We start from the raw sequence: 12,430 nt of genomic DNA, 5'->3' as shown, positions 1-12,430 counted from the left end.
CTCCTTTTATTTTTCTTTTATTTTCATATCAGGGTAAACTATGACCTGCGGTATTCCATAAACAACCACGATTCGTGTTTTTTCCTTGTGAACTGGAACCTGGAACTTACCTTGTTCAACCATCATCGCTTTATCATAGACAAAAACAGCAAGCAAAAAGGAAAGTAAAAACAACATAACCACAACTGCCGAAAGAAGTCCCGTTGGAATAGGAATTTCAACCTTTAAAGATCTCACAAATCTTCTTATCAAGTTTCCTTTTCCTTTAACTTCAAATTCTTCTACCTCGGGAAATTCAATTTTATCTTTACTTGCATCAACTTTAAATTTAAGTGTGACTTTTAAAAATTCCTGACAATCAAGGCATGAAAAAACATGAGAAAACGCATAATCAATGTTTTCATTGAGTTCCCCATCAACAAAACAACTAAGTATTTCTTGAATATCTTCGCATTTCATTTTACTCATCTCCGTAATATTTTTTGTAAATTTCTGCTAATTTTCTTCTCGCTTTGAAAAGTTTTGCCTTAACAGCCGAAACGCTCGTGTCAAAAATTTTTGCTATTTCGCTATAACTTAAACCGTTCCACTCTCTCAAAATCAAAATCGCTCTATAATCGTCATCAAGTAAGTTCAAAATTCTTTGCAATTTCTCTTTTGCGTCAATGACTTCAAAATTTTTTTCAACATCACAACCTGAATTTATCTCAACACTATCAACCTGAATTTTTTCTCTCCTATCTCGCAGAAAGTTTAAACATCTATTTTTGGCTATTTTAAAAAGCAAAGTTGAAAGGGAAAAAGAAGCAGGTTCAATCAAATTTTTATTTTCATATATCTTCATAAAAACATCATGAACTATGTCAATTGCCGTATCTTCATCAAAAACCATCCGCAAACAAAATCTATATAGTGGAAGCTTAAATTTCTCATAAATTTCCTTAAACGCTAATTCATCTCCATTTTTAACTCTTTCAAATATTTCCCAATCACTTTCTGGCACCTCTCAATACGCTCATTTTAAAGGGAATTTGATTCCTTTCTACCTATATAACCCCAAAGGTGTGAAAAGGTTTCTGCAAATCTTAATAAGGGTAAGCCCCCACCGAAGTGGGGACAGTTTTCACACATCAAAATAAATAACGAACTCATATGGATGGGGACGCATACGCATCGGGTTTACTTCTTTTTCCCATTTATATTTTATCCACGCTTCTATCACATCCTCTGTAAAGACATCGCCCCTTAAAAGAAACTCATGATCCTTTTCAAGCGCTCTCAGCGCTTCTTCAAGTGAACCTGGGGTTGAAGGAATGTTTTTTAATTCCTCTGGCGGAAGAGCGTAGATATCCTTATCTAATGGTTCGCCGGGGTCAATTTTGTTTATGATTCCATCAATCCCGGCCATAAGCATTGCTGAGAAAGCAAGATACGGGTTGCAAGAACCATCGGGAAATCTCACTTCAATTCTCTTTGCCTTTGGACTTGATGAGTAGACGGGGATACGGATTGCTGCGCTTCTATTCCGCTGTGAATAAGCAAGATTTACGGGGGCTTCAAATCCAGGGACAAGGCGTTTATACGAATTAGTTGTCGGATTTGTGAAAGCACATAAAGCTGGGGCATGTTTTAAGATTCCACCGATGTAATAAAGTGCAATTTCACTTAAATTCGCATAACCATTGCCGTAGAACAATGGTTGTCCATTTTTCCACAGACTTTGATGACAATGCATCCCAGAACCATTATCCCCAAACAATGGCTTAGGCATAAATGTAGCGGTTTTTCCATGTCTTCGTGCAACATTCTTAACAATATATTTAAAGATCAAAAGGTTATCTGCACATCTCACAAGTGGAGCAAAGCGAAAATCAATCTCACATTGACCTCCAGTTGCAACCTCATGATGTTGCGCTTCAACTTCAAGACCACATTGCTCCATAATCAACACCATTTCATTTCTTATATCATTGAGCGAGTCAGTCGGGGGAACAGGGAAGTAACCTTCTTTATATCTTGGCTTATAAGCAAGATTTGGCTTTTCATCTCGCCCTGAATTCCACTGCCCTTCAATTGAATCAATGTAATAATATCCCTCATGCGCATTCTGATCAAAACGAACATCATCAAAGATGAAAAATTCCGCCTCCGGTCCAAAATAAACCGTATCAGCAATTCCTGTTGACTTCAAATACATTTCCGCTTTTTGAGCAATATAACGAGGACATCTTTCATATTTTTCTTTCGTTAAAGGATCATAAACATCACATATTAAGCTTATCGTTGGAACCTCAATAAATGGATCAATGAAAGCAGTTGTCGGATCAGGGATAACGAGCATATCGCTTTCATTTATGCTTTTCCATCCACGGATGCTTGAACCATCAAATCCAAATCCCTCTTCAAACGATTTTTCTGTTAACTCATGCACAGGGACGCTGAAATGTTGCCATTGACCTGGGAAATCCATAAACTTTAAGTCAACCATTTTAACTTTATGTTCTTTGATCATTCTAAAAACATTTTCAATTGCTTCGTTTTTCATGAGATTTTATCAATTTTGTTTTTAATTTATTGTTTAGTTGTTCCCTTTATACCTGGGATATATTCCGCTATTTTTTCAACGACATTTTTATCCACCTTCGCAAAATCTATTAATTCCCTCAAAATTGGGATCAAAGCGCTTGCTCCAATTATTGCGTTGATGATTCCAACTGGAATTGAGGAAGATTGCAAATTGTCGGGGCGATACCCATCTATTTGAAGTATTTTAATTCCCTCTATATTTTTTGCGGGCGCCATAAGCTCACCCAATATACTTGGGGCTTTTTCAATTAAATTCAATAGAATGTCTCTGTTGATTATCTTTTCACTTAAAACATTTTCCGCCTCAAATTTCTTCATTCTAACAAAGGCCTCCGATTCACCCTCTTTCATCTTTGATTTAGCCAATATCTCAACCGCTTTAGCTTTTTGCTCAGCGACTTCAAGTTCCTTCAATGCTTCAATCAATGCGATTTCCTTCAATCTCTCAGCTTTTGCTTTTTCCGCAACCGTTATTATCTTTTGCTTTGCTTCTTCTTCAACTGCGTTCGCTTGCAACCTCAAAGCCTCAGCCTCTGCTTTTTCCTTTTCTTTAAGCAAAATTGATATTTCAACATCACGCTTTAATTGCTCAATCACCCTTTGCTTTTCAATCTCGGCTTCCTCTTTAAATTTTGCCTGTTTTACCAAAGCTGTTTCACTTTGAATTTCAGCCTCTCTTATAGAACGTTCCTTTTGGATCACAGCCTCACGGGCTATCCTATCTTGCTCAGCTTTAAATTGCTCAATTTCAGCATACCGTTTCGCTTTATATGTCTCCACCTGATAACTTTGATCAGCTTCAGCAAAAGCCTTATCCTTGTCAAGTTGGAGTTTCAATTTGAAGGTTTCAACATCCTTTTGCTTTATCGCAACTTCTGTTTCCCTTTCTATTTCGTTCCTCTCCTTCAACCTCATTGAAGTTTGAGCTGTTATCTGCCTTAATCCCTCTGCATCAAATATATGTTTGGGTCAAAATAGTTTTTATCTGTTTGATCAAGGTAATATACGGAGACATTTTCAAGTGTAAGTCCATTTTGAAGAAGGGCATCTTTTAAGTTTTCCATAACCCTTTCTTCAAATAATCGCCTATTCTCATGAATTTCAACCATATCCATTGTCGCAGCAACAGCTCTTAATGCTGAGATAAGTTTTTCCTCGACAAGAGTTTTTATTCCATCTTCAGAAAACGAGCTCTCACCCAAGCTTCTTGATGCCATCTCTATGCTTTTCTCGGTTGGTTCAACTTTGACATAAAATTCGGCTCCAATATCAACTCTTAACTTATCTTTCGTTATAAAAGCCTCACGACCTGATTTAAAAACCTCAAGCTTATATGTTTTAAGCGATATCCATTGAATGTCCTGAATTATAGGTAAAACAATTGAACCGCCATCTATCACAACTTTTCTACCCCCGAATCCAGTCCTCACAAAAGCAAGGTGTGGTGGAGTCTTAACATAAAGTAAGGTAAATGCAAGAATAGAAATTGCAAGCAAAGCGAAAAAAACAAAAATAACCCACAGCATACTTAACACCTCCTTTTATTACTCTTTTATAATTTTTATCTTAAATCCTTTAAAACCCGCTCTACTCAAAACTTTAGCGAATTTTTCAACTATGACATCTGGATTGCCCTTTGAAAATAAAATTTCGTCCCCAGAAAATAATTTAACATTCGGATATATCTCCTTAAATTCCAAGGGTAATTTTCTCCAATCCCCCGAACACATCTGACGCCATAGATTGATAAATACTTTCTTATCCAGATTCTCAACCTTGATTTTGAAACTTTTATTTTCATCTGCCCTTTCCGCCTCAAGTATCTTGGGCTTTTCCAAAGTGATTGGAGGTTTTCTCTTTGATACTTTCTTAACTTCTGGAACTTTTTCATGTTCAATTTCCTGAAACTCAACTGCAAAAGAACTTGACCCAAGGATTGAAAATTCAGGATAACACACCTGACCATGTTCAGTAAGATCAAGCCCATCAATTTCCTCTTGCTTTGAAACTCTTAATCCCAAAATTTCTTTTATAATAAGCCAAAGAACAAATGAAATCGTGAATGCAAATACGCCAACAACAATCACACCCAAAAGTTGCACTTTTAACAACTTTACCATCCCGTTTATTAAACCCTCTTCCTCATGAAATAAACCTACCGTAAGCGTTCCCCAAATTCCATTCATCAAATGAACAGATATAGCCCCAACTGGATCGTCAATTTTAAGCTTATCAAACAACAAAACGGAAAAGACAACGATCACACCAGCCGTAAAGCCAATTAAAAGGGACGAAAAAACTGAAACATAAGCACACGGAGCGGTTATAGCAACAAGACCCGCAAGACATCCATTAAGGACCATCGTTAAATCAGGCTTCCTCAAGAAAACCCATGATGTTATTAAGGCTGACAAAGTTGCTGAAGCTGCGGACATATTCGTAACTGTTGCAATTTTTGCTATATATGAGAAATTTGCCGACATAGTTGACCCGGGATTAAAACCAAACCATCCAAACCACAAGATAAACGCCCCAAGCGTAGCAAGTGTTAAATCATGTCCAGGGATTGGATTAATCTTTCCATTTTTATATTTGCCGAGCCTTGGACCAAGTAATATCGCTCCTGTAAGCGCAGACCAGCCACCAACGGAATGAACCACAGTTGAACCAGCAAAATCAAGAAATCCGAGTTTACTAAGCCATCCACCACCCCAAATCCAGTGCCCAACAACTGGATAAATAAACGAAATCATCAAGAATGAAAAAATTAGAAAACTTTTAAACTTTATCCTTTCCCCAACAGCTCCGGACACAATTGTCGCAGATGTTCCAGCAAAAACAAGTTGAAAGAAAAATTTCGCCCATAATGGAACTGATGCCCAACTTATTGCTTTATACACGCCAAGATAACTTTCGCCAGTCGCAGGGGAATTATCCTGCCCCGAAACAAACCATAAACCTTTGATACCGAAAAAATCATTCCCATCTCCAAACATAATACCCCAACCTATGATGAAAAAAGAAATTGAAGAAACAGAAAAAACAACAAAATTTTTCATTAAGATATTAACAGCATTTTTACTCCTTTGAAGCCCCGCTTCAAGCATTGCAAAACCAAGATTCATGAAAAAAACAAGAAAACCAGCTATCATAGTCCAAACCGTATCAGCAACAATTTTAAATTCGCCCACCGATAACACCTCCATTTAAAAACTTTAGTTCAATCCTCATTAAAAATTTTTATTCTCGTTGTTTCTTTAATCGTTGATAAAACGATATTCGTCTTAGTCCCAGTAACACCTGGCCAAGATTGAATTCTCGCAAGAAGTTTTTCAAGCGTTGATGTGTTCTCAGTTTTAACTTTCAAAAGGTGTGATCCCTCACCCGTGATTGAATGGCACTCCAATATCTCCTCAACCTCCATAGCCCTCTCAATAAATAAAGGATAATTCCTTGACGAATCAATGTAAACAAAGACAAATGCTGTTATATCCTTCCCCAGCTTCTTTGAATCAAGTAAGGCGGTATATCCTTTTATTATCCCTTCATCTTCAAGCTTTTTTAACCTTTCGCTCACCGATGGAACAGAAAGTCCAACGATTTGAGCAAGGTCATTACGCTTTATCCTTCCATTTTTCTGGAGAATGTCTAAAATTTTAAGGTCAATATCGTCAATTTTTAACATAATTTTAGGTCAATTTTTATTTTTACCTAAATTTTTTAGGAGAAAATACGCTTAAATATAACAAATAAAAATTAGATTGTCAAGTGGGGGAGGGGCTATAATAGCGCAGGATTTTATCTTTGCTAATTTCAAGTTCTTCAAACGGGATTGAATTTATCTAAAAATTGTTTTAAATTTAGAAAAACTCATTAAATGGAGATTTAAATGGCGAATGCAACAAGTAAAATAATTGAAGCAATAAAAGCCGTAATTTTGCCTGAAATTGAAGTTATAAAACAAGACATTTCTAAACTTCACGGACGAATGGATGAATTCTCTGCACGCCTTTCCGATACAAACGCTTACATTAACGAAATAAGTCGCAGAATTGATGAGCTAAGAACCGAACTATATGCAAAAATTGATGAAATGAGAGCTGAACTATACGCAAGAATTGATGGGTTGAGAGCTGAACTATACGAAAGGATTGATGGATTAAGAACCGAGTTAAATGCAAGGATTGACGAAACAAGATCTGAGTTGAGTTTAAGGATTGATGATACGAATAAAAGAATTGATAATGTGGTATTTATGATAAATTCATTGGTTGAAAAAATTGGCGAACTTACAAGAGAGGTTGAATCTCTGAAAAAGGAAAATGTTGTCATTGGAGATATTTTAAGGCGACTTCAAAAGATTGAAGATAAGGTTTTATCTTGAAGATGGATTTTATTTATAAACTCAAAAAAGCACTTGCAAAAAATAATTCCCTTCTTTGCATTGGGCTTGATACCAACATTGAAAAAATTCCAAATAATTTTCCAAAATCAATTAATTCTATTTTGGAGTTCAACCGCGATATAATTGAAGCAACTTACGATGTTGTTTGTGCTTATAAAATTAACACCGCATTTTATGAGGCGCTTGGTGCCCGTGGATTTGAAATTTTAAAATTAACAATTGATGCAATCCCTAAAGATATACCTGTTATCCTTGATTCAAAGCGTGGTGATGTACGCTCAACTAACGAAATGTATGCAAAAAGTTTGTTTGTTGAACTTGGGGCAGATGCAATCACAGTTAATCCATATTTTGGAGTTGAATCAATTGAACCTTTTGTAAAGTTTGGGGATAAATTTGTGTTCGTTGTGGTTTTAAGCACAAATCAGGGAGCTTTTGACTTTCAATATCTAAAATGTGCTGATAAATTTGTTTTCCAACATATTGCAGAAAGATTTATAAGTTCAAAGTTTAAAAATCTTGGTTTTGTTGTTGGGGCAACGAAAGGAGAAGACATAAAACTTGTTCGTGAATTATCCGATGAAACATTGTTTTTAATACCGGGAATTGGAGAGCAAAAAGGGAATCTTGAACTTGCGTTGAAATATGGGGTTAACAAAGATAAAATTGCTCTTATAAATGTAAGTCGTGCAATTATTTATGCCTCAAATTCCAAAAATTTTGCTCAAAAGGCAAGGGAAAAAGCGGTGGAATTTAAAGAAAAAATAAACAAAATTTTGGAAAACATATGAAGGAATCATTTGCCGAGATCTGGGCTCTTTTTAAAGAATTCTTCTCAAATTTTATCTATATTCTTTACATTATTTTCACGCTTGTGCTTTTATACCTTGTATGGCACCTCCAAACAAAAGTTGGTTGAGTTCCATTCTTTGATTTTTTCTTCGCAATTAGTAAAATTTGAAAAAATATTACAAATTTAAAAACAAAAATAAGACCCTAAATGAGGTTATCTTCTGGGTTTGTTCCAACTTTGAAAGAGGATCCTTCTGATGCAACCATGCCAAGCCATAAGCTGATGATAAGAGCCGGACTTGTTCGACCACTTGCAGCTGGAGTTTATTCTTTTCTTCCACTTGGATGGAGAGTTGCAAAAAAAGTTATGCAAATAATTCGCGAAGAAATGGATGCTATTGGTGGGCAAGAATTTCACCTTCCTGCTTTAAATCCAATTGAACTATGGGAGGAAACTGGTAGATTACGCGATTTCGGTGATGTGATCTTTCAATTGAAAAATAGACCTCTTGTTTTGGCACCTACACATGAAGAGGTTATTTGCCTTATCGCAAAGCACCATATAAAATCGTATAAAGATTTACCCCAGATATGGTATCAAATTCAAACTAAGTTTAGAAATGAACCTCGCCCAAGGAGTGGAGTTATAAGAGGAAGACAATTTATAATGAAAGATTCATACAGTCTTGATGCCTCATGGGAAGGGCTTGATAAATCTTACGAACTTCATAAACAAGCATACATAAAAATTTACACAAGGTGTGGGCTAAAATTTTTCATCGTTGGTGCTTCAACTGGAGCAATGGGTGGCTCCGCATCTGAAGAATTTATGGTTGAATCACCATATGGAGAAGATACCGTTGTTTTATGTGATAAATGTGGTTATGCTGCAAATACAGAAATAGCTCAATCAAACGTTCCACCAGCAAAAAGATATCCCGAAAGCAAACCACTTGAAGAAATTTATACCCCAAATGTTAGAACGATAAATGAACTGGCTCAATTTTTAAATGTCCCAACAGATATACTGGCTAAATCGCTTGTCTACAAACATAATGGACAACCTGTTTTGATTTTAATGCTCGGCAATGACCAACTTGTTGAAGCAAAACTTCTAAAAGCACTTGGTGGCGGTGAAATAACTCCAATGGAACCAGATGAATTAAAAAATTTAACAGGAGCTAATGCAGGTTCAATTGGACCAATTGGATTGAAAAACTTTAAAATTATAGCTGACGCCCGATTGAAAGGGGCAAATAACTTAATAAGTGGAGCAAATAAAGACGACTATCACATAGCAAACATTGATATGGAACGAGATGTCAAAGTTGATGGATATTTTGATTTGAGAAAAGTTGAAGCGGGTGAACCCTGTGTCAACTGCGGAAATCCGTTAAGAATTGTCAATGCGATTGAAATTGGACACATATTTAAACTTGGAACGAAATACTCTGAATCAATGAAAGCAACCTTTCTTGATGAGAATGGACAAGAAAAACCAATAATTATGGGAAGTTACGGCATCGGCGTTGAAAGAATAATCGCCTGTCATATTGAACAAAATCATGATGAAAATGGGATAATTTGGGATAAAGCGATCGCACCATTTCATGTTCATCTAATATCTGTAAATACAGAAAACCCAGTTGTCGTTGAAACAGCTGATAAACTTTATGAAAAATTCAACAGGGAAAAAATTGAAACAATTTATGATGATAGAATGGATGTAAGCCCTGGGTTTAAGTTTAAAGACGCTGATCTACTTGGAATGCCTTTGCAGGTAATTGTAAGCGAGAGAAATTTAAAAAATAACCAGGTTGAAATAAAGATAAGAAAGTCGGGTCAAAGAATATTAATAAACCTTGAAGATGTCGTTCAGAAGATAAAAGAAATTCTTGAGTTATAAAATTAACACATCTACAGCCATGGTCACTGAATATAAATTTTTCATCAATGGTGAATGGAGAACTTCTCCAAGAAAAATCCAAATCAAAAGCCCCTTCAACGGGGAAATTGCTGGCGAAGTTTATCTTGCTTCGCCAGATGATCTTGAAGATGCTGTCATCTCAGCGCAAAACGCTTTTGAAAAAACAAAAGAAATCCCATCCCACAAAAGAGCTGAAATACTTGAATTTATCTCAAATGAAATAGCAAAACGCCGTGAAGATTTTGCCCAGATGATAACAAGGGAAATGGGAAAGCCAATAACTTTCTCGCGAGCAGAGGTTGATAGAGCAATTTTCACATTCAAAATCGCAAGTGAGGAAGCAAAAAGAATTAATGGTGAAATCATACCACTTGATTTAGCATCTCATTCAGAAAAAAGATTAGGGCTTGTTAAAAGATTTCCAATCGGAATCATACTTGCCATAACTCCGTTCAACTTCCCGCTGAATCTTGTTGCCCATAAGGTTGCCCCAGCGATAGCCAGCGGAAATGCAATAATTCTAAAACCATCTTCTCAAGCACCCATCGTGAGCATAATGCTTGCTGAAATAATTGAAAAATCTGGTTATCCAGCTGGTGGATTTAACCTCGTCCCCTGCAAATCTGATGAAATTGAGCTTCTCGTAAGAGATGAACGAATAAAAATGGTTACATTTACAGGGAGTAGCGAGGTTGGTTGGAGATTAAAAAATATAGCTGGAAAGAAAAAGGTCACACTTGAACTCGGTGGAAATGCTGCAGTTGTGGTTGAACCAGATGCTAACCTTGACTTCGCTGTTAAAAGAATCGCCCTTGGCTCTTTCGGTCAAGCAGGGCAATCCTGTATAGCTGTCCAGAGAATTTATGTTCACAAAGATATCTACCCTGAATTTGAAAAACGCTTTGTTGAGGAAACAAAAAAATTAAAAGTTGGCAATCCATTTGAACCAGATACAATAGTTGGTCCGCTTGTTGATGAAAATGCAGCAATAAAAACAGAGAATTGGGTTAACGAAGCAGTCAAAAATGGGGCTAAAATCTTAACAGGTGGGAAAAGAAATTACACATTTTATGAACCAACCATCCTAATTGATGTTAAGCCAGATATGAAGGTAAGTTGCCAAGAAGTATTTGCTCCAGTTGTAACCCTTGAAAAATATGATTCATTTGAAGAGGCAATTCAAATGGTCAACAATTCAAGATATGGACTTCAAGCAGGGATCTTCACAAATAATATCAAAAAAATTTTTTACGCATTTGAGAAAATTGATGTTGGAGGTGTGATAATAAACGATTATCCAACTTATAGAATTGATCATATGCCCTATGGAGGGGTTAAAGATAGCGGATTTGGTCGTGAAGGCTTGAAATATGCAATTGAAGAAATGACGGAACTTAAACTTATGGTGCTTAACCTTGCTTAAACCGCCGGCTCTTCTGGGACAATTATGGCCATGATAAGATAAAGCAATACAGCAATTCCAAGCGAGGATATAGCAAGTATAACCCAAAGGATTCTTACAACCGTTGGATCTGTGTTAAGATATTCACCAAGCCCCCCACACACACCAAATATCATCCGATTTTTCCTTGATCTAAAAAGTCGTTTCATGTTCTCCAACTCTGTTTCATTTTGAGTTTTTTCTTCCTCTATTTTAGCAAGTTGGCTGTCCTGCTTCTTACGTGCATAATTTATTATTAAAAACAGCCCAATCGCAATAAGAAAAACGGGAAAAGCATAATTAAATCCGATTTTAAAAAAGCGCCAGAACGGCCATCCCAAGTTTTCAAGCAACAAACCCAATCCAATAATTATTAAAATCACACCGAATATAAAAAGTATACCTCTACCTGAGGTTTGTGTTTTTTCTTCGGGTTTAAATTTTTCTTCTTTATGCTCAGGATTTACTGGAATTATCAACATACCAGCAATGTAAAGTAATAAACCAATACCACCCATAAAGAAAAGAAGAATGAAAATTATCCTAACGATAACCGGGTCAATTCCAAGATATTCCCCAATCCCACCGCAAACACCATCAATGATTCTATCACGCTTTGATTTGTAAAGTCGCTTCATTTTTAAATTAATTTTTGTTGGTTTTTACTGTTAAATACGGCGCTTTACACCTCATTGTTTCATGCGCCCGCAATTTATAATTTCAGTTTCAGTAACTATAAAATCAACCGGAATATCATTTTGTGACGGTTTTATCTCATCAACAATTTGAAAATTGTAAACGAGAGCAATTTTCGGACAACTCACCTGACTTAAAAATTTATCATAATACCCACCGCCAAAACCTATACGATTTCCAACCCTATCAACCGCAATCGCTGGCACAAGAACGAGATCAATTTCATTTATATCAACATCTATTATTTCCTCTGGTTCAAGAATTCCAAATGTTGATTTTTTAAGATTGGTCAAACTTTTTAATTCCGAATTCCTCAAGATTTTTTTCTCTTTATCAACCACAGGGACAACAACCTTTTTCCCTGAAGAGAGAAGATAACTTATAATTTCAATTGTATCAACCTCATTCTTTTTTGAAGAAACATAGGTATGAACTGTTTTTGCGTCGTTAAAAACTGACAAGGTTTTTAAATTTTGAAAAATCAATCTGCTTTTCTTTCTTGCTTCATCTGGATCAAGTGAGTTCCGAATTGATAAAATTTGCTCTCTTATCGTTTTTTTGGATGGGGACATAAAATAAATCT

General features: G+C 36.0%; 14 protein-coding genes. 5 read left to right on the top strand and 9 right to left on the bottom strand.

From position 1 onward, the window contains the following. Nucleotides 1-6 precede the first annotated feature (6 nt). The 7 genes from AT685_RS01825 to AT685_RS01795 form a co-directional block, all read right to left on the bottom strand. Nucleotides 7-468: a zf-HC2 domain-containing protein gene (locus tag AT685_RS01825; protein ID WP_072264206.1), complete on the bottom strand. Its 462-nt coding sequence runs from the start codon at nt 466-468 to the stop codon at nt 7-9. Then, nucleotides 461-1,003: an RNA polymerase sigma factor gene (locus AT685_RS01820; protein ID WP_072151296.1), complete on the bottom strand. Its 543-nt coding sequence runs from the start codon at nt 1,001-1,003 to the stop codon at nt 461-463. The genes AT685_RS01825 and AT685_RS01820 overlap by 8 nt, the downstream gene beginning before the upstream one ends. A gap of 120 nt (nt 1,004-1,123) precedes the next feature. Further along, entirely contained in the window at nt 1,124-2,545 is a 1,422-nt protein-coding gene (glnA, locus tag AT685_RS01815; protein WP_072151295.1) for a type I glutamate--ammonia ligase, read from the bottom strand. A gap of 26 nt (nt 2,546-2,571) precedes the next feature. Next, nucleotides 2,572-3,501 carry a flotillin domain-containing protein gene (locus tag AT685_RS01810; protein ID WP_072151294.1) on the bottom strand — a complete coding sequence of 310 codons (930 nt, stop codon included), beginning with the start codon at nt 3,499-3,501 and terminating at the stop codon, nt 2,572-2,574. Between the two features lie 23 nt (nt 3,502-3,524). Beyond that, on the bottom strand, nt 3,525-4,112 hold the full coding sequence (locus AT685_RS01805) for an SPFH domain-containing protein (RefSeq protein ID WP_072151293.1): 588 nt from the start codon (nt 4,110-4,112) through the stop codon (nt 3,525-3,527). 18 nt (nt 4,113-4,130) lie between these two features. Then, entirely contained in the window at nt 4,131-5,792 is a 1,662-nt protein-coding gene (locus AT685_RS01800; RefSeq protein ID WP_072151292.1) for an ammonium transporter, read from the bottom strand. 14 nt (nt 5,793-5,806) lie between these two features. Continuing rightward, the gene (locus tag AT685_RS01795) at nt 5,807-6,271 is read right to left on the bottom strand and encodes an Lrp/AsnC family transcriptional regulator (protein ID WP_072151291.1); all 465 of its coding nucleotides are present in this window, start codon (nt 6,269-6,271) and stop codon (nt 5,807-5,809) included. 204 nt (nt 6,272-6,475) lie between these two features. On the opposite strand from AT685_RS01795, the gene AT685_RS01790 reads away from it, so the two are divergent. From AT685_RS01790 to AT685_RS01775, 5 genes are all read left to right on the top strand, one after another. Continuing rightward, complete coding sequence (locus tag AT685_RS01790) at nt 6,476-6,970, top strand: hypothetical protein (protein WP_072151290.1); 495 nt, start codon at nt 6,476-6,478, stop codon at nt 6,968-6,970. Between the two features lie 2 nt (nt 6,971-6,972). Beyond that, nucleotides 6,973-7,782, top strand: coding sequence for an orotidine-5'-phosphate decarboxylase (gene pyrF / locus AT685_RS01785; protein WP_072151324.1), 810 nt, complete (start codon nt 6,973-6,975; stop codon nt 7,780-7,782). Next, nucleotides 7,779-7,910, top strand: coding sequence for a hypothetical protein (locus AT685_RS08655; protein WP_267886269.1), 132 nt, complete (start codon nt 7,779-7,781; stop codon nt 7,908-7,910). The genes pyrF and AT685_RS08655 overlap by 4 nt, the downstream gene beginning before the upstream one ends. An 81-nt stretch (nt 7,911-7,991) precedes the next feature. Then, complete coding sequence (locus AT685_RS01780) at nt 7,992-9,689, top strand: proline--tRNA ligase (protein WP_072151289.1); 1,698 nt, start codon at nt 7,992-7,994, stop codon at nt 9,687-9,689. Between the two features lie 19 nt (nt 9,690-9,708). Then, a complete protein-coding gene (locus tag AT685_RS01775) occupies nt 9,709-11,133 on the top strand; it encodes an aldehyde dehydrogenase family protein (protein ID WP_072151288.1) in 1,425 nt (474 codons plus the stop codon). Here AT685_RS01775 and AT685_RS08705 read toward each other — a convergent pair. After that, nucleotides 11,130-11,789: a PspC domain-containing protein gene (locus AT685_RS08705; RefSeq protein WP_320409065.1), complete on the bottom strand. Its 660-nt coding sequence runs from the start codon at nt 11,787-11,789 to the stop codon at nt 11,130-11,132. The genes AT685_RS01775 and AT685_RS08705 overlap by 4 nt on opposite strands. 51 nt (nt 11,790-11,840) lie before the next feature. Further along, nucleotides 11,841-12,419, bottom strand: a complete 579-nt coding sequence (locus tag AT685_RS01760) for a 5-formyltetrahydrofolate cyclo-ligase (RefSeq protein ID WP_072151287.1) — start codon at nt 12,417-12,419, stop codon at nt 11,841-11,843. Nucleotides 12,420-12,430 lie beyond the last annotated feature (11 nt).

Source organism: Candidatus Kryptobacter tengchongensis, assembly GCF_001458555.1.
In the GTDB taxonomy this organism is placed as follows: Bacteria; Bacteroidota; Ignavibacteria; order Kryptoniales; family Kryptoniaceae; genus Kryptonium; species Kryptonium tengchongense.
The sequence above is the reverse complement of the archived record's forward strand: the minus strand, read 5'-3'. Positions and strand labels throughout refer to the sequence as shown.

What these genes read in the sequence shown, in the direction of transcription:
- AT685_RS01825 (WP_072264206.1), bottom strand. Translation starts at nt 468, where the DNA reads ATGAGTAAAATGAAATGCGAAGATATTCAAGAAATACTTAGTTGTTTT.
- glnA (WP_072151295.1), bottom strand. Translation starts at nt 2,545, where the DNA reads ATGAAAAACGAAGCAATTGAAAATGTTTTTAGAATGATCAAAGAACAT.
- AT685_RS01810 (WP_072151294.1), bottom strand. Translation starts at nt 3,501, where the DNA reads ATGAGGTTGAAGGAGAGGAACGAAATAGAAAGGGAAACAGAAGTTGCG.
- AT685_RS01805 (WP_072151293.1), bottom strand. Translation starts at nt 4,112, where the DNA reads ATGCTGTGGGTTATTTTTGTTTTTTTCGCTTTGCTTGCAATTTCTATT.
- AT685_RS01800 (WP_072151292.1), bottom strand. Translation starts at nt 5,792, where the DNA reads ATGGAGGTGTTATCGGTGGGCGAATTTAAAATTGTTGCTGATACGGTT.
- AT685_RS01795 (WP_072151291.1), bottom strand. Translation starts at nt 6,271, where the DNA reads ATGTTAAAAATTGACGATATTGACCTTAAAATTTTAGACATTCTCCAG.
- AT685_RS01790 (WP_072151290.1), top strand. Translation starts at nt 6,476, where the DNA reads ATGGCGAATGCAACAAGTAAAATAATTGAAGCAATAAAAGCCGTAATT.
- pyrF (WP_072151324.1), top strand. Translation starts at nt 6,973, where the DNA reads ATGGATTTTATTTATAAACTCAAAAAAGCACTTGCAAAAAATAATTCC.
- AT685_RS08655 (WP_267886269.1), top strand. Translation starts at nt 7,779, where the DNA reads ATGAAGGAATCATTTGCCGAGATCTGGGCTCTTTTTAAAGAATTCTTC.
- AT685_RS01780 (WP_072151289.1), top strand. Translation starts at nt 7,992, where the DNA reads ATGAGGTTATCTTCTGGGTTTGTTCCAACTTTGAAAGAGGATCCTTCT.
- AT685_RS01775 (WP_072151288.1), top strand. Translation starts at nt 9,709, where the DNA reads ATGGTCACTGAATATAAATTTTTCATCAATGGTGAATGGAGAACTTCT.
- AT685_RS08705 (WP_320409065.1), bottom strand. Translation starts at nt 11,789, where the DNA reads ATGAAGCGACTTTACAAATCAAAGCGTGATAGAATCATTGATGGTGTT.
- AT685_RS01760 (WP_072151287.1), bottom strand. Translation starts at nt 12,419, where the DNA reads ATGTCCCCATCCAAAAAAACGATAAGAGAGCAAATTTTATCAATTCGG.